Source organism: Pseudomonadota bacterium (assembly GCA_039818985.1).
Lineage (GTDB): Bacteria > Pseudomonadota > Alphaproteobacteria > Sphingomonadales > Sphingomonadaceae > Alterisphingorhabdus.
Genome location: JBCBSU010000001.1, coordinates 885,061 through 906,140 on the forward strand (window position 1 = coordinate 885,061; position 21,080 = coordinate 906,140).

The following is a 21,080-nucleotide window of genomic DNA, read 5'->3' on the forward strand; positions in this document are numbered from 1 at the left end:
GGCCCGGTTGATGATAACCGCAAGGATTAAGGCTGTCGGCTTTTCCCTGCACTGCCTGTAAACGCCGAGACAAGGAACAATAGCGCACCAAAGCCCATCACCACCATCGGTATCCATTCGTTGAGCATCAGCGCCAGGGCGCCACAGGCAAAGACCCCAGCGGCCAGGATCAAGCAAAGCGGTCGCCGAGCTGCCGGCAAGAACAGCGCGACAACAGCAAACAGCGAAAGCACAAGCAGATAAAGGCTGGGCATGGCGTAGAGGATCGGGAACATATCCTTGAGAAAATCCGAAGCATTGCTGGCATTCATCTCGGCAGTGAAATCACCAAAGCCCGATATGTGCAGGCCCGCGATGGCGAGCATGAAAACAATACCGGATATGCAACATATGGCGGACATTGATACTTCCCCGTCTAATCCATCGACCCAACAGCAAGAACAGAGTGATCTACCCTACTGCTCGGGTGCATTCTGCACCAGCGCATCAATGGCGCCCTGAAGGATATATTCCGCCGCCTTGGCATCGACCTGCGCCGCCCGTTTGGCGCGGCTGATATCGGCATCGATCATTTGCCGTTCGACCGCCATGGTCGACCAACGTTCATCCCATAGCAGGATTGGCAGTTCGAGTACCGTCAGATTGCGGGCAAAGGCCCGGGTCGATTGTGTCTGCGGCGTGTCGCGGCCATCGAGCGACAGCGGCAAGCCGATAACGATTCCCGCAATATCCTGCTCGGCGATCAGTGCGCGCAGTTTATCCAGATCCTTGCTGAACTTGCCACGCTTCAGCGTCTTGTCGGCGCTGGCAAAGCTCCACCCGGCGTCACAAAACGCCACACCGATGGTCTTGCTGCCCACATCCAGCGCCATCAGCCGCCCGCCAGCAGGCAAAGCTGCATGAAATTCCGCCGTGCCGCTGATCATTGGTTCAGAAATGCCGCCACCCTTCGTTCGGCATCGGCGCGAATATTGGCCCAGAACAACGGATAGTCATAGACATGGTAATTATTGCCCGGCAGCACGTAATTGCCCAGTTCGGGAGGGTCGCCGATGAGCAGGAAACCACGATCATTGCACCGCGCGGGGACAGCCGCTGGAATGATCTCGCCATCGGTCAGTTTTTCATTGGGTACCAGCGTGCCGATATTGTCTTCCGCCGCCGTCTCGCCATTGACGATGCCGCTGACCGGATTGACGCACAGTGCCGGTTGGCCCTTGCGCGGCTGGCCATCGAAACCGATGGTCGAATCATAGGCTGAAAGGATGAGATCGGTATCCGCCGGTTCGGCGAAGCTCTGCCAGCTCAGCGCACAGCCGGTTTCATCGGGCGCTTCACAGGCTTTCATGCCCAGCGCGTCGAGGTCATTGGTCACAGATACGGGCCAACCGACAATATAGGCGGCGACAATACGCTCGGAGACCGGTTGTCCGGCGACCCGGTTCTGCAGCAAATAGGTCAGGTGCAGCGCGCCCTGGCTATGCCCGGCAAGAATCACCGGCGCGTCTTCCGGAATGTCGCGTAGAAACTCCGCAAAGGCGGTGTCGATATCCTTATAGGCCGCATCCAGTGCCATGCCCGCTTCGGGTTGGTCGGTCAGGAAGGCGCCAATCGCCGCCTGGCGATAACGCGGTGCCCAGATCTGGCTGACACCGTTGAACACGCTGGCCTGGCTGCGCAGGAAGATGCGGGCCCGGTCCTGCGATTCCTTGTCGTCGAGCGCGGCGTTCCAGCTATCGGCCTTGAGATAGGAGGTGGGGTGGACGAAAAAGGTATAGGCCTTTGGTGTGTCGGTGGCCTCAAAGCCATCGGGCGTCCACAGCACCGGGTTGTTTTCGGTGATCTCGGGCCGGGAAAACCACATATCGACCGGGGCATAGGCGGTTTCCGCCATCAGCGGCTGTTCGACAAAGTCTGCGCGCGGCACGAAATAGAGCTGCGACAGCTCTTTGGGGAACAGCCGCAACGCGCTGAGGACAATAATCACCAGCACGATCAATGCGGCGAAGATATAGAGGAATTTGCGCGCCAAGAGGGTCTCCGGAAAAGATGGTCGGCATCTGTTTGTGCCAGCGATATAATGGGGTGTGGCCGCAAGGCCAAGCCGCTAATGGCGCATCATGGATGAATTGCGCTTGAAGCGAAGAAAGCGCGATGCTAGCCGCAAAATGATCCTCCTGTCAGAGAGAAAACATGTCCGTAACCGAAGATGAAGTGCGTAAAATCGCCAGCCTGGCACGCATTGCCATGCCCGATGCAGAAATCGCCGGACTGGTGCCCGAACTCAACAACATCCTCCACTGGGTCGAACAGCTTGGCGAAGTCGATGTCGAGGGTGTCGAACCGATGGCCTCGGTAATCCATAACAAGCTGCGGCTGCGCGATGATGTCGTCGATGCCGACCCGCAAACCGCTGGCGGTGTGCGTGACAAGGTGCTGGCCAACGCGCCGGTGGCCGAACACGGTTTTTTCGGCGTGCCGAAGGTGATCGAATAAAAACCCGCTCGTCACCCTGAACTTGTTTCACCTTCCGGTGACTGCGTTCCAGGGTCTCAGGCCACAGGCTCCGGGCTTACTGGCTAGATGCTGAAACAAGTTCAGCATGACTGTAACGAGAGTATAAGATGACGAATATAACAGATCTTGGCATCAAGCAAATCCGTGATGGCGTGCGCGAAGGCAGTTTCAGCGCACGCGAAGTGGCCGAGGCGCATATCGAGAAAGTCGCTGCGGCGAAATCGCTCAACGCCTTTCTGATCGAAACACCCGACCATGCGTTGGCTGCCGCCGATGCCGCAGACAAAGCCAAAGCGACTGGCGAGGAGTTGGCGCCGCTGGCCGGTGTACCGATCGGTATGAAAGACCTGTTCTGCACCGAAGGCGTGGAGGCGCGCGCCGCCAGTGCCATTCTGGACGGGTTTACTCCGACCTATGAATCAACTGTCTCGGGCAAGCTGTTCGCCGCGGGCGCAGGGATGCTTGGCAAGCTCAATATGGACCAGTTTGCCATGGGCTCGTCGAACGAAACCAGTGCTTTTGGCAATGTCGTCTCGCCCTGGCGGCGCAATGATGGTGGCAATACCGATATGTCGCCGGGCGGTTCCTCGGGCGGTTCCTCGGCAGCAGTCGCGGCGCGGCTGTGTCCGGGGGCGACCGGCACCGATACCGGCGGCTCAATCCGCCAGCCCGCGGCCTTTACCGGCATTAGCGGCATCAAGCCGACCTATGGCCGCTGCTCGCGCTGGGGCATTATCGCCTTTGCCAGCTCGCTTGACCAGGCCGGATCGATGGCGCGCGACGTCACCGATTGCGCGATCATGCTCGAAGCCATGGCCGGTTTCGACCCCAAGGATTCAACCTCGCTCGATGCCCCGGTTCCCAATTGGGAAGGCGGGCTGAATGCCGATCTGAAGGGCAAGCGCGTTGGCATCCCTAAAGAATATCGTATTGATGGCACGCCCGCTGAGATCAACGCGCTCTGGGATCAGGGTGCCGAATGGCTGAAGGATGCCGGGGCTGAGATTGTCGAGGTATCGCTGCCGCACACCAAATATGCGCTGCCCGCCTATTATATCATTGCGCCGGCCGAAGCCTCGTCCAATCTCGCGCGCTATGACGGTGTGCGCTACGGCCATCGTGAATTGCCTGATGGCGCAGGGCTGCAGGATATGTATGCCGAGACGCGCGAGGCCGGCTTCGGTGCAGAAGTCAAGCGCCGCATCATGATCGGCACCTATGTGCTCTCGGCTGGCTTTTATGATGCCTATTACACCCAGGCACAGAAGGTACGCCAGCTGATTGCCAATGATTTCGAGCGAGCATGGAGCGAATGCGATGTGCTGCTGACCCCGACCGCACCCAGCGCCGCCTTTGGACTTGGCGAGAAAAGCGACGACCCGATTGCGATGTATCTCAACGATGTCTTCGCGGTGCCCGCCTCGATGGCGGGACTGCCCGCGATGTCGGTGCCCGGCGGTCTCGACGGCCAGGGCCTGCCGCTGGGATTGCAGATTGTCGGGCGAGAGCTTGACGAGCAGGGCGTGCTCAATGCCGGTCTCGCCATCGAACAGCGCGCCGGCTTTACCGCGCGGCCGGAGCAGTGGTGGTGATCGCTGTGCGCTTCACTCTCATTGCTGTTGCAGCCGTGCTGGTTGCCAGTTGCACCCTGGTGCAGCGGCCGACCCATATCGGCACCATGGCGGGCAGTGCCGAAGTTGACCAATATTATGGTCCGGTGCTTTCAGTCGGGGAGGATGTTCCTGCCGAAACAGCACCGGCATTGCAGAAGCTGGCTGATGAGACGCTGCGGGTGCTGACTTCGGACCAGTTTCTCGACAATGCCATGGCAATGAGCGGGCAATATCCCGAACTTTTTATCAATGGGCAGCTTGGCTATCGCTCGGCGGCCTGGACCGCGAGCAATTTTCAGGACCCGGTGGGCGATTATCGCTTTAACGCGACCCCGCTCATGCTGGGCAAGAAGCACGCCTTTACCGGCTATGACCGCAAGGGCTGGCGCATGGAAGTGCCCCCGGCGACGCTGGCGCAATGGGCGTCCGAAGATGTGGTCGAGCGCAGCTGTGCCATCAACACCATCGCGCATGAGACGTCGCATACGCTGGTCGATGAAGATGGTGCCATCGTCATGATCGATGAGGGCGCCGACGCCTTTTATTCGCGGCGCAAGGGCACGACGGGCAGCTATGTCATGGGTGGGCTGGCGCAATGCACCTGGCTGCAATTGCAGGGCCGCGTCACCGAGGATGAAGTGCCGGCCTGTGTGGCGACATTCTATCATGCGCCGGTGTGGCCATGGGATCGTGGTTCTTTCGCCTCGAACCGCTGCGATGATTTTCCGGACGATACACCGATCGGCAAGGTCGGGCCATAGGGGATTGGGTAACACATTATCGTCACCCTGAACTTGTTTCACCTTCCGGTGACTGCGTTCCAGGGTCTACGGCCACAAGCGCTTAGCTTGTCAGCCAGATGCTGAAACAAGTTCAGGGTGACGAATTTGGGAATGAGATATGACAGAATCGACGTACAGAATTCAGGGCGCAACCGGCGAGTGGGAGGTCGTGATCGGCCTGGAAGTGCATGCCCAGATCACCAGCCAGTCCAAGCTGTTCTCCGGCGCGGCGACCGAATTCGGCGCCGAGCCGAACAGTCAGGTATCGCTGGTCGATGCAGCGATGCCCGGAATGCTGCCGGTGCCGAACCGGGAGTGCATTCGTCAGGCAGTGCGCACCGGCATGGCGCTCAATGCCCAGATCAACAAATGGTCGCGTTTCGACCGCAAAAATTATTTCTATGCCGATCTGCCACAGGGTTATCAGATCAGCCAGCTCTTCCACCCGATTGTCGGTGAGGGCGAGATCGAAGTTTCGCTCGACGAGAAGAACCCGGACGCGCCGGGCAAGACCATTGGCATTGAACGCATCCATGTCGAACAGGATGCCGGCAAGCTGATGCACGACCAGCATCCGACCATGTCCTATGTCGACCTCAACCGCTCGGGCGTGGCGCTGATGGAGATTGTGTCGCGTCCCGATATGCGTTCACCGCAGGAAGCCGGCGCCTATGTCCGCAAGCTGCGCTCGATCCTGCGCTATGTCGGCTCATGCGACGGCAATATGGAACAGGGCTCGATGCGCGCCGATGTCAATGTCTCGGTGCGCAAGCCGGGCGAAGAATTCGGCACCCGCACCGAGACCAAGAATGTCAATTCGGTGCGCTTCCTGCAGCAGGTCGTCGAATATGAGGCCAATCGCCAGGTTGATGTGCTCGAAAGCGGCGGCCGTGTGGTGCAGGAGACGCGGCTGTTCGATCCGGACAGGGGCGAGACCCGCTCGATGCGCTCCAAGGAAGACGCGCATGATTATCGCTATTTCCCCGATCCCGACCTGCTTCCGGTCGAGCTCGATGATAATTTTCTTGACGAGTGCAAGGCCTCGCTGCCCGAACTGCCCGATGCCAAGCGCGCGCGCTATGAGGGCGATCTCGGGCTGACTGCCTATAATGCCGCAGTGCTGACCGCTGAGGTCGAGACGGCGCGGCGTTTCGAGGAATTGCTGACCGAGGCGGCGAGCAAGATCGGCAAACCCGAGGCCAAGGTCGCGACCCAGGTCGCCAACTGGATTCTCTCGGTTGCGCCGGGGGTTATCAAGGCGCTGGGCGAAGAGGCCAATCTCGATCACAACGGCGCCGCTGCCAATGCGGCTATCCTGGCGATGGTCGACAAAGGCAGCAGCTCGGGTGGGCAGGCCAAGGAAATCTACGAAATCCTGCTCAAGACCGGCCGCGACCCGGCCGAAATCGCCGAGACCGAAGGGCTGCAGCAGACATCGGATACAGGCGCGATCGAAGCTGCTATCGGCGAGATACTCGCCAACAATGCCGACAAGGTCGAGCAATATAAGGGCGGCAAGGACAAACTTTTCGGCTTTTTCGTCGGTCAGACGATGAAGGCGATGCAGGGCAAGGCCAACCCCCAGATCGTCAATGAACTGCTGAAAAAGGCATTGGGCTGACCAGCAGGCCCGGTACCCTGCGATGACGACTAGTTCCCGACTGGTCGTTTCGGCTTCGTAAGCAGAAATATAACATGATCAGTGATTCAGGCTTGCTCCGTACCAACAGGGCATTATTCTGGCGGCATTGAAACGGGGGGCGTATTCATGTTGCATCGAATATTTTTCGTGCTGGTCGCGATGGCCAGCCTTGCCGTTGCGCCTGCAGCACAGGCGCAGCTTTTCGGGGGCACCGAGAAAACGGCGATCAAGGAAGGTTTCACTTTTGCTGAAGATGAAGAGGTACGGATTGTCGTCTTTCGCCCCGATGTTTCGGTGTCGTCCCTGTCCACAGCCGGGATTGATGAGCCCAATGCCGACTGGACCGAAGCGGCGCGGCGCAACCTTACCGAATCGCTGAAACGTGCGCAGACCGAAAAGGGTAATGAGCTCATCTTCCTGGATGAACTCGAAGGCGCGGACGCGGAATATCTCGCCGATTACCAGAACCTCTTCTCCGCCGTTACCGGTGCCGTGGTGGTGCACAAGCTATTCACCGACAAGTTGCCGACCAAGAAGGATGCCTTTGACTGGACTCTTGGTCCGGGCGTGTCGCGCCTCGCGGAAATTGGCGGCGGTGATTATGGCCTGTTCGTCTATACCGACGACGCCTATAGCTCGGCTGGTCTCAAGGTCATGCGTTTCCTGATGGGTGGGGTGCCGCCGCGGCATATCGGCTATGCCGGACTTGTCGACCTGCGCACCGGTGATCTGATATGGATCAATGCCGATATTCAAATGGGTGGCGATGTCCGTGAGCCGGATGGGGCGGAAAAGCGGATCAAGCAGTTGCTTGAGGGCTTCCCGCTGCGTGAACTGACCGTCTCGGCGCAATAAGGTAGCCCTCATGCTGAGAGCGCTGTTTCTCACACTTATCGCAGCGTCCCTGTCGGTACAGCCCATTGCGGCTGCGCAGCAGGCCGATAGCGAAGCCCAGGCCGAAGTTGATCCGACGCCATCCTCGTTCGATTATGTCCCCCAGGGAGAGGATGAGCGCGGTCTGTGGATGCGCATGGATGAGCAGGAGCGGAAGTTCCAGACATCCGATTTTATCATCCGCGATGAGGCGCTGAATGACTATGTCAATCAGGTGCTGTGCCGCACCGTGGGGGCGGATCGCTGTCAGCGTACCCGCGTCTATCTGGTACGCACCCCGGACTTCAACGCCACCATGGCCCCTAATGGCATGATGCAGGTGTGGACCGGATTGCTGCTGCGGGTGCAGAATGAGGCGCAGCTGGCGGGGATATTGGCGCATGAATTTGCCCATTTCGAGGAGCAACATGGGCTGAAACAGTTTCGTGCAGCCAAGGCAAAATCGGATGCGGCGATGTGGGTCGGTGCCTTCACCCTCGGTCTCGGTTCGATCTTCTTTCTCGGTGATATTTTCAGCTTCAGCCGCGAAATGGAGAAGGAGGCCGATATCCATTCCATCGCCTATATCACCGAGGCTGGTTACGATTCACGCCAGGTATCGCTGATCTGGAAGAATCTGCGCGCCGAACAGGACGCCACTGCCGAAGCGCGCAAGCAGAAGAGCCGCAAGGACAAGAATGGTGGCTTTTTCGCGACCCACCCGAACACTCTGGACCGCATGACCTATCTCGCCGACCTTGCCGGGCAGCAGCCTGAAGGCGGTTTTGTCGGTGAAGCCGAATATCGTGCAGCGCTGGCCGAATGGTGGCCGCGTCTGATCGATGACCAGATAAAGCGCAATGATTTTGGCGGCACTTTGTTCCTTCTCGACCAGCTGGCGGAGGATGGAGAGAATGGCGTCATCGCCTTTGCGCGTGGCGAGCTGTATCGCGCGCGCGGGCGGGAAGGCGATTTCGCGCTTGCCATCCAGTCCTATCAGCAGTCGATCGCAACCGGTATCGACATTCCGGAAAACTGGCGCGGCCTTGGGCTGGCGCAAATGCGCAATGGTCAGAAGGAAGAGGGGCGGCTTGCGCTGCGCGAATATCTCAAAAGGCAGCCTGATGCCTCGGATCGGGCAATGCTGTCGATGATGGCAGGGGGAGTTTAAGAACATGATGCGGGGAATGATTGCGATAGCCATGGCAGGTGCGCTGATGGTGACGCCAGTGATGGTACAGGCCGGCTGGCGGCTGATCGAGAAAGATGTGCCGGTCGAGGTTGCGAAGAAGAAAATGACGGTGACACCAGCGCAGCAATGGAATCGCTGGACACGCCGTCCCGGCAAGCGCGTCGAGGTGTGGACGCTCGACGGTACCGGCCTCAATGAAGTCGCCTTTTTCGGCGGTGTGCAGGAAGGTGAACCGATCTTCAAGGAGCGGCAGAAAAAGACCAAACCGCTGCCGAAATTCACTGGTGACATGCTGCTGACCGATCTTGTCGATCTTTATGAGAGCAGCAGCCGTATCGTGCTCGATACCGCGCTGTTCGAGGTCGATAATATCGAGCCGGCAAAGCTTTCTGGCAATGACGCGGTTCGCTTCAACTTCCACTATACCATCAGGGGCGACGAGCTGCGCCGCAATGGCGAGGCCGTGGCCACGATCATCGACGGCGAGCTCTACATGGTCACCTATGTGGCACCGGTCATCCATTATTATGACCGTGATATCGAGACGTTTCGGGATTTGGTCGAAACCGTGAAAATCTGACCTTCAACTGGCACAGCCTCATGGATTTTCGGCCCCTCCAGCGAAATTGCACTCCGGGCTGACCCTGGCGACAGAATGCGCCATCATGTTGGCGCTATCCCTCTTGCCCTTTGGCGCGGCTTTGTATAGACGCACGCGCTTGACCGGCAGTGTGCGGGCGTGGCGGAACTGGTAGACGCGCCAGATTTAGGTTCTGGTATCGAAAGGTGTGGGGGTTCGAGTCCCTTCGCCCGCACCATTTCACTGCTGCACCTCATATTTGCTCTGGCGCGGATTTTCCGGAACAGGACAGCCTCGCCGCGATGCGCATAACGATACGGAAAGCTGAAGAGACATCATGCAGATTGTTGAAACCACCAATGAAGGCCTGAAGCGCGCCTATACCATCACCATCACCGCCAAGGATCTTGATGCCCGCGTCGAGACCGAGGTCAAGAAACTGGCGCCGCAGGTCAAGATGCCGGGTTTCCGCCCTGGCAAGGTGCCGCCGAACCTGATCCGCAAAATGCATGGCGAAGCGCTGGCGCAGGACGCATTGAACAATGCGGTGCGCGAGAGCGTTGACACCACCATTGCCGAGAACAGGCTGCGCCCGGCGATCCAGCCTTCGGTCAATCTCAACGATGATTATGAGCCGGGCAAGGATGCCGAAGTCTCGGTCGAGCTCGAAGTGCTGCCGGAGATCACTGTGCCGTCGCTCGACGATCTCGCGCTTGAGCGTCTGGTGGTCGAGCCCGGAGATGCGGCGATTGACGAGGCGCTGGGCAGGCTGGCGGAAAGCCAGAAGCGTTACGAGACCGCGGCCAAGACGTACAAGGCCAAGCAGGGTGACCAGATCATCATCGATTTCGAGGGCAAGGTTGACGGTGTGCCGTTCGAAGGCGGCAAGGGCGAAGGCATGGCCGTGGTCATCGGCTCGGGTCAGCTTATCCCGGGCTTCGAGGATCAGCTGGTTGGCCTGAAAGCCAATGACGAGACGGTTATCAACGTGACTTTCCCCGAGGATTACAATGCCGAAAATCTCAAGGGCAAGGACGCAACCTTTGATATTCTCGTTGGCGAGGTAAAGAAGCCGGGCGAAAACACAATCGATGACGAATTTGCCCAGTCGCTGGGTCTGGAGGACCTCGACAAGCTGCGCGAGCTGATGAAGGGCCAGCTGGAGCAGGAGCTGAACGGCCTGACCCGCACCCATATGAAGCGCAAGCTGCTCGACCAGTTGGCAGAAGCCCATGATTTTGAGGTGCCGCCGAGCATGGTCGAGGCCGAGTTCAACCAGATATGGCAGCAGCTTGAGCAGGAAGCCGTCAAGGAAGAAGATCCGGAAGCGGCAAAAGCCGACATGGAGAATGATCGGGACGAATATCGCGATATCGCTGTGCGCCGTGTGCGTCTCGGCCTGCTGCTCTCCGAGATCGGTCAGGTCAATGGCGTCGAGGTCAGCCAGCAGGAAATGCAGATGCTGATGAGCCAGGCGGCGCAGCAATATCGCCTCGAGGACCGCGAAAAGTTCATCCAGTATATCCAGCAGGACCAGATGGCTGCCGCCCAGCTGCGCGCGCCGCTCTATGAGGACAAGGTCGTCGACTTCCTGTTCGACAAGGCGGAGATCAGTGAGAAGACCGTGACCCGTGAGGAACTGGAAGCGGCAATCGAAGCCGAGGATGAGGCCGAAACCAAACCGGCGGCTAAGAAGAAGCCTGCGGCGAAAAAGACCACGGCCAAAAAGACCACGGCCAAAAAACCAGCGGCGAAGAAAGCACCCGCCAAAAAGGCCCCTGCGAAGAAGCCTGCCGCCAAAAAGCCGACAGCGGCGAAAACCGCCACCGCGAAAAAGGCTCCGGCCAAAAAGACTGCGGCGAAAAAGGCACCAGCCAAGAAGCCGGCCGCCAAAAAGGCTGACTGAGTTGGCTCAGCGGATCGTGACAGATAAGGAAAAGGGGGCCTAAAGCCCCCTTTTTTGTAATCGTCATCCCGGACTTGATCCGGGATCTCATACAACAGGCTGTATAGCTCGGGCCCGTAGATGCTGAAACAAGTCCAGCATGACGACTTCATGAATATCTTACTTGAACTTCACCTCGCTCGCGCTCGAGATCACGGTGCCGAGAATGCCATATTCCTTGGCCTCTTCGGTAGACATCCAGTAATCGCGATCAATGTCCTTGATCACGCGATCATAAGACTGGCCGGTGGCATCGGCAATCTTGTGTGCGATGCGCTCACGCATCTTGACGATCTCCTGAGCCTGAATGGCAATATCCGAAGCCTTGCCACCGGCACCGCCGGAAGGCTGGTGGATCAGGAAGCGCGTATTGGGCAGGCAGAAGCGGCGTTCGGGCGGCACCGAGAGGAAGATATGGGTACCGATGCTGGCGACCCAGCCGGTGCCGATCACCGCAACTGGCGAGCTGATGAAGGCCACCAGGTCATGGATGGTGTCACCCGATTCGACATGGCCGCCGGGGGAGTTGATGATCAGCCGGATCGGGTCGTGGCTGACATGGTCGAGATAAAGCAGCTGTGCCGATACGCGCTCGGCCAGCTTCTGGTCGACGCCGCCGAAGATCATCACCGTGCGGGTGTCGAGAAACTTGGTCATCATGGCGCCGGGCAGGGCGGTGTCTTCCTTTTCCTCTTCTTCGGCGCGGAAGATTGGCTGTGACGACGGCAATTCGGTCATGGCTATTGGGTCCTTGCTTATAGCTGTTTCTTCCCATCTATGCGCGGCACCGCCTGCGGGCAATAGCTGTGCCGCAATATCGGCGATAACCGCCTATAAAATGTCGGATATCCAATCAGGTCTTGATACCATCGGCGATACACCAGATATAGGCATCAAAGAAAAAAGGACCTTTCATGAATCCCTTCGACAATGGCGATTTTATGACGCCAATTCGCGATGCTCTTGTTCCCATGGTTGTCGAGCAGTCGAACCGCGGTGAGCGCTCTTTCGATATTTTCTCGCGGTTGCTGCGCGAGCGCATCATCTTCGTCACCGGCGGCGTTGAGGACAATATGGCCTCGCTGGTGGTGGCGCAGCTGCTGTTCCTTGAGTCGGAAAATCCGAAGAAGGACGTGTTCATGTACATCAATTCTCCGGGCGGTGTTGTGACCGCGGGCATGGCGATCCACGACACCATGCAATATATCCGTCCGCGCGTCGGCACCGTCTGTGTCGGCCAGGCGGCGAGCATGGGCAGTTTCCTGCTCGCGGCGGGTGAACCCGGCATGCGTGTCGCTCTGTCCAATGCCAGGGTGATGGTGCATCAGCCTTCCGGCGGCGCGCGCGGCATGGCTTCGGACATCGAAATCCAGGCACAGGAAATATTGCGCATCCGCAAACGGATGAACGACCTTTATGCGCAATATACCGGCAAGCCGCTGAAGGAGATCGAAGAGGCGATGGATCGCGACACCTTCCTCGAAGCCGATGAGGCCAAGGCCTTTGGCATCGTCGATGAGGTATTCGACAAGCGGCCCAAACCGGTGGATGACGACGCCTGATCGAGCGGTTGGTCGCGATTGGCGGTCACCGTCTTTGCACATTTTGCTGTCGGCGATCAGCCGGGATTAAGATTCTTCTGCTAGCAAATAGCGCTGGCCGTGATGGCCACTTAATCTGTTGAAATATCCCGTCAGCGTCTTACGATGGCGGATGGCCCTGAATATAGCGGGCATGGGAAATGTTATGACGAAACTGAGCGGATCTGACTCCAAGAGCACATTATACTGCTCCTTTTGCGGCAAATCGCAGCATGAGGTCCGCAAGCTTATTGCCGGTCCGACGGTGTTCATCTGCGATGAATGCGTCGAGCTGTGCAACGATATTATTCGCGAGGAAACCAAGGCGGGCACCGTCGGTCGCAAGGATGGCGGCGTACCCAGCCCGCAGGAGATCTGCGACACGCTGGACAATTATGTCATCGGCCAGGACCGTGCCAAGCGGGTGCTGTCAGTCGCTGTGCACAACCACTACAAGCGGCTCAACCATGCCGGCAAGGCCGATGATGTCGAACTCGCCAAGTCGAACATCCTGCTGGTCGGACCGACCGGTTGCGGCAAGACGCTGCTGGCACAGACGCTGGCGCGCACTTTTGACGTGCCGTTCACCATGGCCGATGCGACGACACTGACCGAAGCCGGTTATGTCGGCGAGGATGTCGAGAACATCATCCTCAAGCTGCTGCAGGCTTCCGACTATAATGTCGAAAAGGCGCAGCGGGGCATTGTCTATATCGACGAGATCGACAAGATCAGCCGCAAGGCCGAAAACCCGTCCATCACCCGCGATGTTTCGGGCGAGGGCGTGCAGCAGGCGCTGCTCAAGCTAATGGAGGGGACCACCGCCAGTGTGCCGCCCCAGGGTGGTCGCAAGCATCCGCAGCAGGAATTCCTGCAGGTTGACACCACTAACATATTGTTCATTTGCGGCGGTGCCTTTGCCGGGTTGGAAAAGATCATCGCCGACCGGCTGGAAGGCAAATCCATTGGCTTTGGCGCGCATGTGGCAACACCGGAAGAGCGCAAGGTCGGTGAATTGCTGAAAGATGGCGAGCCAGAAGACCTGCTGAAATTCGGTTTGATTCCGGAATTTGTCGGTCGCCTGCCAGTGATTGCAACGCTGGAAGACCTGGATGTCGACGCTCTGGTGAAGATCCTGCGCGATCCGAAAAATGCTCTGGTCAAGCAATATGCCAAGTTGTTCAATCTGGAGAATATCGGCCTGACCTTCACCGAGGACGCGCTCGAGGCGATTGCCAAAAAGGCGATCGAGCGCAAAACCGGCGCGCGTGGTCTGCGTTCGATTGTCGAGGCGATATTGCTCGATACCATGTTCGACCTGCCCGAAATGGAAGGGGTCGACGAGATTGTCATCGACAAGGATGTGGTCGAGGGCCGCAAGGCGCCGGTGCAGGTGTTCGCCAACAAGGATAAGGTCGAAGCCGACGACGCCGCCTGAGCGGCGCCGCTTCCATTATTCCAGCGAATCGCCAGTCGCTTGTCGGCAGAGCGAGTCGTGCTTCGAATATCGTAATCCATTCCATCTGATGCCCATGCTTCTTGGCCCTGTGCGTAAGAGTTATCCGTAAAGGCCGGTCGCTATGCGCTGACAAGGCGCGGCCAGCTGTGGCACGGGACCATTATTTTACACTCCTTTGCACGCGCTCTGCACATATCAGCCCTGAGCGTTGTATTTTTGCCGCACATCACTGCAAATCTTGCCGCAGTGCAATAATCCGCCTTGCGCAGCTATCCAGCAGCAGCATGCTATCATATAAATTTATCATATGAATCATGTATTTAATCTATTATTACAGAAGCTTCGCAATGGCGTAATATATCATATTGCTACTGTAATATTGGTGTCACAAAAAAGCATCGCTTTTGTCTTTTTCGCTCTCTAGAGCGCCTCCTGACTCAAATACGGGTGAGTTTCATTCGTGCCGGCGCGGTGGGCGTCGGCCTCCTAAGGGGAAATGACATGCAATTACGCTATTATCTGGCGGCCAGTGCCGCCTCGCTTTCTTTGGCTTGCGGACTGGCCACACCGGCTGCCGCACAGCAGATCGTTTCCGGTATCGAAGGTACCGTTAACGACGAATCGGGTCAGCCCATCAGCGGTGCGACGGTGACCATCACCGATACGCGTACCGGCTCGACCCGCACCAGCAGCACCGGTGCCGATGGCCGTTTCCGTTCGGACAACCTGGTTACCGGTGGTCCTTACACCATCACCGCAACAGCCCCGGGCTTTGAGGGCCAGTCGGTCGAGGAACAGTTCCTCACCCTGCAGGGTAACAAGCAATATCGTTTCAATCTGACCTCGGGCGCCGATGCCGATATTATCGTCGTCAGTGCGGCGCGCGCCAATGTGTCGCAGCTCGCTGTTGGTCCGGGTCAGTCCTTCGGCATTGAAACGCTGGAAGGCTTCCCGTCGATTTCGCGTGACGTTCGCGACATCATCCGTATCGACCCGCGCGTCAGCCTTGACCGCGCCAACGAGGTCGACCGTATCTCCTGTCTCGGTGGCAATGACCGGTCCAACGTGTTCACCGTTGACGGCATCGTCCAGGCTGACGTTTTCGGCCTGAACGGCACGCCGTTCGCTGCGCGTAACTCACTGCCGCTGCCATTCGATGCGATCCGTGAAACTTCGGTTGAATTCGCGCCGTTCGACGTGGAATATTCCGACTTTACCGGTTGCGCCATCAACGTTGTGACCAAATCGGGTCAGAATGAATTCCATGGCAGTGCCTTCTACACCTTCACCAACCAGGATATTCGCGGCGACCAGGCAGGCAGCTCGCCTTCCGTCGTACCGCCTTTTGAAGAGCAGCGCTGGGGCGCCACGCTTTCGGGTCCGATCATCAAGGATCGCCTGTTCTTCTTCGCCGGCTATGAAGAAACCGATCTCGGCAATGCCAATGAAGACGGTCCGTTCGGCAGCGGTTTCCCGAATGAAGAGAATTTCGTCACCCAGGCACAGTTTGACGAATTCTCGCAGATCGCCCGTGATGTATACGGCATTGAGACTGGTGGTTTCCCGACAAATCTGCCCGAATCAAGCGTCCGCTATTTCGGTCGTCTCGACTGGTACATCAATGACCGGCATCGTCTGGAAGGTACCTATCAACGTCTTGAAGAAACCAATGTCGAAGATGACTTTGGCGGCCAGAACCTGACCGGTCTCAACAGCTTCGAGGATGAAGGTACGGTTTCCGACTATTTCTCGCTCCGTCTGTTCTCCGAGTGGAGTGACACGGTTTCGACCGAACTGCGTCTGTCACGCGCCGATGTCGGTGACGTTCAGGGCCCGGTCGGTGGTGGTGAAGCCCAGTCGGCCAACCCGATTACCCGTCTGGCCGTAGGCGTCACGCCGGTTGCCGGCCAGACCACGCAGAACGGTGTTCTCTCGACCGGCCCTGGTATCTTCCGCTCGGCCAACCAGCTCGACACCCAGATCGACCAGGCGCGTTTCCTGATGAATGTCGACTTTGGCGACCACAACTTGAAGATCGGTGCCGAAGCCAATCTGCTCGAAGTGTTCAATCTGTTCGCCATCAACGCTACGGGCACGATCTACTTCCGCAATCTGGATGACTTCCGCAACGGTATCGTTGCCAGCGGCGGTTTTGCCAGCGTTTTCGGCGATGTCGCCGATGAACTGGCTGCCGGCAACCTTGGTGGTGCGACCATTCGTTCCACGCCAACCGGTGATATCAATGAAGCGGCTGCTCTGTTCGAGCGTCAGATCTACTCTTTCTACATTCAGGACGAGTGGCAGGTGAGCGATCAACTGACACTGAACATCGGTGCCCGTGCGCAGATCTATGACGGTGATGCCCCGCGCAACAACCCGTCTTTCGTTCAGCGCTTCGGCTTCAGCAACGCCAACCCGTTCAGTAACCTCGATCCGCTGCTGATGCCGCGACTGGCTGCGACCTATAATTTCGATGATGCCGGTTTCTTCAGCAACAGCAAGCTGACCGCAGGTGTTGGTCTGTTCACCGGCGGTGACCCGGTGGTGTTCTTCTCCAACGCCTTCTCGAATGACGGTTTCGCATCGGTTGATGGTGATACGTTCGACGGTGAATGCGCAGGCTTCACCAATGCGGATGGCAGCTTCAGCGTTCTCGACGGCAACGGCAACTTCACCGGCTTCCCGGGATGCGCGGTTCAGGCAGCGTCCAACAGCGCTGCTGCCGGTGGTGGTGACCTGCAGTCGACCGATCCGAACCTGGAGAACCCGACCGTATGGCGCGCCAATCTCGGCTTCTCATCGACCATTGGTACGGATACCGGTTTCTTCTCCGGCTGGAATATGACCCTCGACTATATCTATTCGCGGTTCAACAACCCGCTGAACTTTGTCGATCTGGTCCAGACACCCAACATCACCCAGGGCCTGAACGGTTTCACCGTCGATGGCCGTCCGATCCTTGCAGCAATCGATCCGCTGCGTAATGGTTGTGATGCCCGGCTTGTCGGAACCGGTGGCACGCCGCCGACCTACACCAATGTGTCTCCGGCCTGTTTCGGTACCCGTCTGGATGACTTTATCCAGCTGACCAACGGTCGTGATTTCGACAGCCATGTGGCCTCGTTCACTCTGGCCAAGCGGTTCGGTCGGGGCATCTTCACCGAAGGCGGCAGTGTCAATGTCAGCTTCGGCTATGCCTTCACCGACTCGACCAACTTCCGTAATGTCGGCAGCTCGACCGCAACGTCGAACTTCGACGTTACCGCGGCGTTCGACCGTCAGAACCCGGCCAACGCGACCTCCAACTTCGAAACGCGTCACAACATCACCTTTGCGACGAATTTCCGGGAGGAATTCTTCGAGGGTTACCAGACCGGCTTCGGCCTGTTCTTCCAGGCACGTTCGGGCCGTCCGTACAGCCTGACCTTCGATGGCGGTGGCGACTTTGCCGACAGCTCTTCGGGTAACGACAATGCCCTGCTTTACATCCCGACGGGCATCAGTGATCCGAACATCGCACCGCCGATTTTCGACACTATGGGTAACCAGATTGGCGGTTCCGATCTGGCTGCGGTACAGGCACTGGTCGACTATCTCGCCAACAATACCAATGGCGTTGCCGAACAGTGTAACTTCACGCCGGGTATGACGATCCGTCGTAACACCTGTCGCAATGACTGGGTGTTCGATCTCGACTTCCGCTTCAGTCAGGAGCTGCCCGGACCGGGCTCGTTCTTCGGTGTCGACGATCGCATCACCCTGTATCTCGACTTCGACAACTTCCTGAACTTCATCGACTCGGATGCCAATGTGTTCCGCACACGCAACCAGTTCGTTGATCTGGTCGAAGCCGGCAACAATCTGGATGATCCGAACAGCGCTGATCCTGACGACCGTATCAACGTTCCGGCCGTCGACAATCAGGGCCGTTATGTCATCAGCGGCTTCAGCCCTGACGACCAGGAATTTATCGGTTTCTCGGCTTCGGTATGGCGCATCCAGCTGGGTGTCCGTTACGAATTCTGATCTGACCGTAACCCCACAGACAAAAGGCGCGGGAGGGCAACCTCTCGCGCCTTTTTCTTTGTCTCTATGCGGGCTGTTGTCGCGGCTGCGGCGATCAGCGGGCGCAGCTGTCGAGTTTGTCGCGCTGCACCACCGCGATCCGGGCGGCAATGGTGTTGCCATAGCGTCGGGTAAAGCCGGTCGGATTGATCACCGCACGTTCTTTGGGCAGCGGCAGCGCCGCGGCCATACGCGCCGCTTCGCTGCGGCTGAGACTGGAAGCGCCCTTGTTGAAATAGCGCTGCGCCCCGGCCTCGACGCCATAGGTACCGATGCCGGTCTCGGCGATGTTGAGATACACCTCCATGATCCGCTCTTTGCCCCAGATCTGTTCGATCAAAAGCGTGAACCATGCCTCCAGCGCCTTGCGCACATAACCGCCATCCTGCCACAGAAAGACATTTTTTGCGGTCTGCTGGCTGATTGTCGAAGCGCCACGAAGGCGTCCGCCCTTGGCATTGCGTTCCATGGCTTCGACGATCGCCTCCTGGTCGAATCCGTTATGGCTGCAAAACTTGCTGTCTTCGGCCGCAATAACAGCGGAAACCATATCGCGATCGATATTGCCGATATTGGACCATTGCCGCGTCGCTCCGTTGGTGTCGGTCAGCATGGTGATGGTGGTCGGCGGATTGACGAATTTGAACAGCAGCACCAATGCAAGCGACAACAGCACGAAATAGAGGATCAGCTTGAGGACCAGACCGATGAAACGCCGCAACAGACCGGGAGGGTTCCTGCTCATTGTTTCAAGGACGTGCATATGCGCAAAGGGCATGGCCCCGATGGAGCCATGCCCTTTGCAATTATTGGTGCTGTGTGCTTGACGCCTGCACTCAAGCGGTCAGCGTGGCCATGTTGCGTTCGCTGGTGATGCGCAGCATCGCCTTTTGCAGCTTCTCAAAGGCGCGCACTTCGATCTGGCGCACACGCTCGCGGCTGACCTTGTAGACTTGGCTCAGTTCTTCCAGCGTCTTGGGATTGTCGGTCAGGCGACGTTCTGTGAGAATATGCTTTTCGCGATCATTGAGCGACTGCATCGCCTCGCCGAGCATTTCGTGCCGAACATCGGCTTCCTGGGCATCGGCGACGACTTCATCCTGCAGCGGACCATCATCGGTGAGCCAGTCCATCCACTGGCCTTCGCCATCCTCGCGCATCGGCACGTTGAGCGACGCATCGCCACCCATCGACATGCGGCGGTTCATGTTGACCACCTCGGTCTCGGATACGCCCAATTTGGTAGCGATAGTCTCGACATCATCGGGATGCAGATCGCCTTCCTCGAACGCTTCGAGATTGTTTTTCATCCGGCGCAGATTGAAGAACAGCTTCTTCTGCGCTGCGGTGGTGCCCATTTTCACCAGGCTCCAGCTGCGCAGGATATATTCCTGGATCGATGCCTTGATCCACCACATCGCATAAGTGGCGAGGCGGAAACCGCGATCAGGCTCAAATTTCTTCACACCTTGCATCAGGCCGATATTGCCTTCGGAGATCAGTTCCGAAACCGGCAGGCCATAGCCACGATAGCCCATGGCGATTTTCGATACCAGACGCAGATGCGACGTCACCAGCTGCGCTGCAGCTTCGGGGTCTTCATGTTCGGAATAGCGCTTTGCCAGCATATATTCCTGTTCCGCGGTAAGAACCGGGAATTTGCGGATTTCCGAGAGATAGCGGTTCAGGCTGGCTTCGCCACCCAGAGCCGGTATTGTTGCGGGTACAGTATTTGCCATATTTTCCTCATATGTCAGGCGCTCATGCGAACCTCATCAAGCATTCGGCAGAGAGTGCCCACGTTTCGATCAGAGTATGAACTCAAATATTAAACGGCTAAATGCGCCAAAAGTTCCCTGAAATCGTCAGGAAAGTCGCTGGAAAATGCTACCGGCTTCTGGCTTGTCGGGTGTATAAAACCCAGATGTTCGGCATGCAAGGCCTGTCGACCGAAATCTATATTCCTCAATAGCTTGTTAAGCTTTCTTCCAACACGCCCATAGACGGGGTCACCGATTAGTGGATGGCCGCGTGAGGTCATGTGTACCCGCACCTGATGGGTGCGTCCGGTCTCCAGTGTGCAGCGAACCAGCGCAGCGCTGTCGAATGGCTCTATCAGCTGATAATGGGTTGTTGCCGGCTTGCCCTTGCCATTAGCGACCATCGCCATCTTCTTCCGGTCATGCGGCGAGCGGCCGATATTGCCGCTGATGGTGCCACTGGGGGGTACCGGTATGCCGCTGACAATGGCGGCATAGTGGCGGCTGATGGAATGATCGGCAAATTGCGCTGCCAACGCCTGATGCGCGACGTCGGTCTTGGCGATGACGAGCAATCCCGATGTGTCCTTATCGATGCGGTGCACGATGCCGGGACGCGCCACCCCGCCTATGCCCGAGAGCGAGCCGTGACAATGGTACAGCAGGGCATTGACCAATGTGCCGCTTTCATGACCAGGGGCAGGGTGGACCACCATGCCGGCGGGCTTGTCGACCACCACCAGCGCCGCATCCTCATGGATAATGTCGAGCGCAATTGCCTCGGGCCGGACATCAAGCGGTGCGGCTTCAGGTATGGTCAGCGCATAAGCCTGCTCGGCGCGGACTATATGCGATGCCTGTGTAATGGTGTTTCCTGCAATCGAAAGCCGCCCGGCCTGGATCAGCTTTTGGGCCCGTGCCCGCGACAGTTCCGGATGGAGCAGCGGCAACAGCTGGTCGACCCGCTGTCCGATATGTTCCGTGCCAAAACGGCCTGTATGGACGGTGCCTGCCGCATCAATACCGGCATGATCATGATTGGAATGGCTGTCCTGCATCGCTACGCTCATGG

18 protein-coding genes and 1 tRNA gene are annotated in these 21,080 nt (G+C 58.1%); 12 read left to right on the top strand and 7 right to left on the bottom strand.

What is annotated here, in order from left to right:
- Positions 1–26: 26 nt before the first annotated feature.
- The 3 genes from AAFX04_04110 to AAFX04_04120 all read right to left on the bottom strand — a co-directional run bounded on the left by AAFX04_04110 (position 27) and on the right by AAFX04_04120 (position 2,032).
- Positions 27–365 (bottom strand): hypothetical protein, encoded by a 339-nt coding sequence (locus tag AAFX04_04110; GenBank protein MEO1044604.1) that lies wholly within the window; start codon positions 363–365, stop codon positions 27–29.
- 90 nt (positions 366–455) lie between these two features.
- Complete coding sequence (gene ruvX / locus AAFX04_04115) at positions 456–926, bottom strand: Holliday junction resolvase RuvX (GenBank protein ID MEO1044605.1); 471 nt, start codon at positions 924–926, stop codon at positions 456–458.
- A complete protein-coding gene (locus tag AAFX04_04120) occupies positions 923–2,032 on the bottom strand; it encodes a DUF3089 domain-containing protein (GenBank protein MEO1044606.1) in 1,110 nt (369 codons plus the stop codon). Before AAFX04_04120 ends, ruvX begins: the two co-directional genes overlap by 4 nt.
- A gap of 161 nt (positions 2,033–2,193) precedes the next feature.
- Between AAFX04_04120 and gatC the strand changes: the two genes are divergently transcribed.
- The 9 genes from gatC (at position 2,194) to tig (ending at position 11,105) form a co-directional block, all read left to right on the top strand.
- Positions 2,194–2,496, top strand: coding sequence for an Asp-tRNA(Asn)/Glu-tRNA(Gln) amidotransferase subunit GatC (gene gatC / locus AAFX04_04125; protein ID MEO1044607.1), 303 nt, complete (start codon positions 2,194–2,196; stop codon positions 2,494–2,496).
- Positions 2,497–2,624: 128 nt separating this feature from the next.
- Entirely contained in the window at positions 2,625–4,109 is a 1,485-nt protein-coding gene (gene gatA / locus AAFX04_04130) for an Asp-tRNA(Asn)/Glu-tRNA(Gln) amidotransferase subunit GatA (protein MEO1044608.1), read from the top strand.
- Positions 4,103–4,891, top strand: coding sequence for a hypothetical protein (locus AAFX04_04135; GenBank protein ID MEO1044609.1), 789 nt, complete (start codon positions 4,103–4,105; stop codon positions 4,889–4,891). The genes gatA and AAFX04_04135 overlap by 7 nt, the downstream gene beginning before the upstream one ends.
- 139 nt (positions 4,892–5,030) lie before the next feature.
- Positions 5,031–6,533, top strand: a complete 1,503-nt coding sequence (gene gatB / locus AAFX04_04140) for an Asp-tRNA(Asn)/Glu-tRNA(Gln) amidotransferase subunit GatB (protein ID MEO1044610.1) — start codon at positions 5,031–5,033, stop codon at positions 6,531–6,533.
- 147 nt (positions 6,534–6,680) lie between these two features.
- Positions 6,681–7,409 (top strand): hypothetical protein, encoded by a 729-nt coding sequence (locus AAFX04_04145; protein MEO1044611.1) that lies wholly within the window; start codon positions 6,681–6,683, stop codon positions 7,407–7,409.
- A gap of 10 nt (positions 7,410–7,419) precedes the next feature.
- On the top strand, positions 7,420–8,598 hold the full coding sequence (locus AAFX04_04150; protein MEO1044612.1) for a M48 family metalloprotease: 1,179 nt from the start codon (positions 7,420–7,422) through the stop codon (positions 8,596–8,598).
- A 4-nt stretch (positions 8,599–8,602) separates the two neighbouring features.
- Positions 8,603–9,199 (top strand): hypothetical protein, encoded by a 597-nt coding sequence (locus AAFX04_04155; protein ID MEO1044613.1) that lies wholly within the window; start codon positions 8,603–8,605, stop codon positions 9,197–9,199.
- 153 nt (positions 9,200–9,352) lie between these two features.
- A tRNA-Leu gene (locus tag AAFX04_04160) sits at positions 9,353–9,437 on the top strand.
- 99 nt (positions 9,438–9,536) lie between these two features.
- Complete coding sequence (tig, locus tag AAFX04_04165) at positions 9,537–11,105, top strand: trigger factor (protein ID MEO1044614.1); 1,569 nt, start codon at positions 9,537–9,539, stop codon at positions 11,103–11,105.
- Positions 11,106–11,264: 159 nt separating this feature from the next.
- Here tig and AAFX04_04170 read toward each other — a convergent pair whose 3' ends face one another.
- A complete protein-coding gene (locus tag AAFX04_04170) occupies positions 11,265–11,882 on the bottom strand; it encodes an ATP-dependent Clp protease proteolytic subunit (GenBank protein MEO1044615.1) in 618 nt (205 codons plus the stop codon).
- Between the two features lie 176 nt (positions 11,883–12,058).
- On the opposite strand from AAFX04_04170, the gene AAFX04_04175 reads away from it, so the two are divergent.
- The 3 genes from AAFX04_04175 to AAFX04_04185 all read left to right on the top strand — a co-directional run bounded on the left by AAFX04_04175 (position 12,059) and on the right by AAFX04_04185 (position 18,209).
- The gene (locus AAFX04_04175; GenBank protein ID MEO1044616.1) at positions 12,059–12,706 is read left to right on the top strand and encodes an ATP-dependent Clp protease proteolytic subunit; all 648 of its coding nucleotides are present in this window, start codon (positions 12,059–12,061) and stop codon (positions 12,704–12,706) included.
- A 184-nt stretch (positions 12,707–12,890) separates the two neighbouring features.
- Positions 12,891–14,162, top strand: a complete 1,272-nt coding sequence (clpX, locus tag AAFX04_04180; GenBank protein ID MEO1044617.1) for an ATP-dependent Clp protease ATP-binding subunit ClpX — start codon at positions 12,891–12,893, stop codon at positions 14,160–14,162.
- Positions 14,163–14,684: 522 nt separating this feature from the next.
- The gene (locus AAFX04_04185) at positions 14,685–18,209 is read left to right on the top strand and encodes a TonB-dependent receptor (GenBank protein MEO1044618.1); all 3,525 of its coding nucleotides are present in this window, start codon (positions 14,685–14,687) and stop codon (positions 18,207–18,209) included.
- A gap of 94 nt (positions 18,210–18,303) precedes the next feature.
- Here the strand turns inward: AAFX04_04185 and mtgA are convergent, their stop codons facing one another.
- From mtgA to AAFX04_04200, 3 genes are all read right to left on the bottom strand, one after another.
- A complete protein-coding gene (gene mtgA, locus AAFX04_04190) occupies positions 18,304–18,993 on the bottom strand; it encodes a monofunctional biosynthetic peptidoglycan transglycosylase (GenBank protein ID MEO1044619.1) in 690 nt (229 codons plus the stop codon).
- Positions 18,994–19,084: 91 nt separating this feature from the next.
- Positions 19,085–19,987 carry an RNA polymerase sigma factor RpoH gene (gene rpoH, locus AAFX04_04195; protein ID MEO1044620.1) on the bottom strand — a complete coding sequence of 301 codons (903 nt, stop codon included), beginning with the start codon at positions 19,985–19,987 and terminating at the stop codon, positions 19,085–19,087.
- An 89-nt stretch (positions 19,988–20,076) separates the two neighbouring features.
- Complete coding sequence (locus AAFX04_04200; GenBank protein ID MEO1044621.1) at positions 20,077–21,078, bottom strand: RluA family pseudouridine synthase; 1,002 nt, start codon at positions 21,076–21,078, stop codon at positions 20,077–20,079.
- Positions 21,079–21,080: the final 2 nt, after the last annotated feature.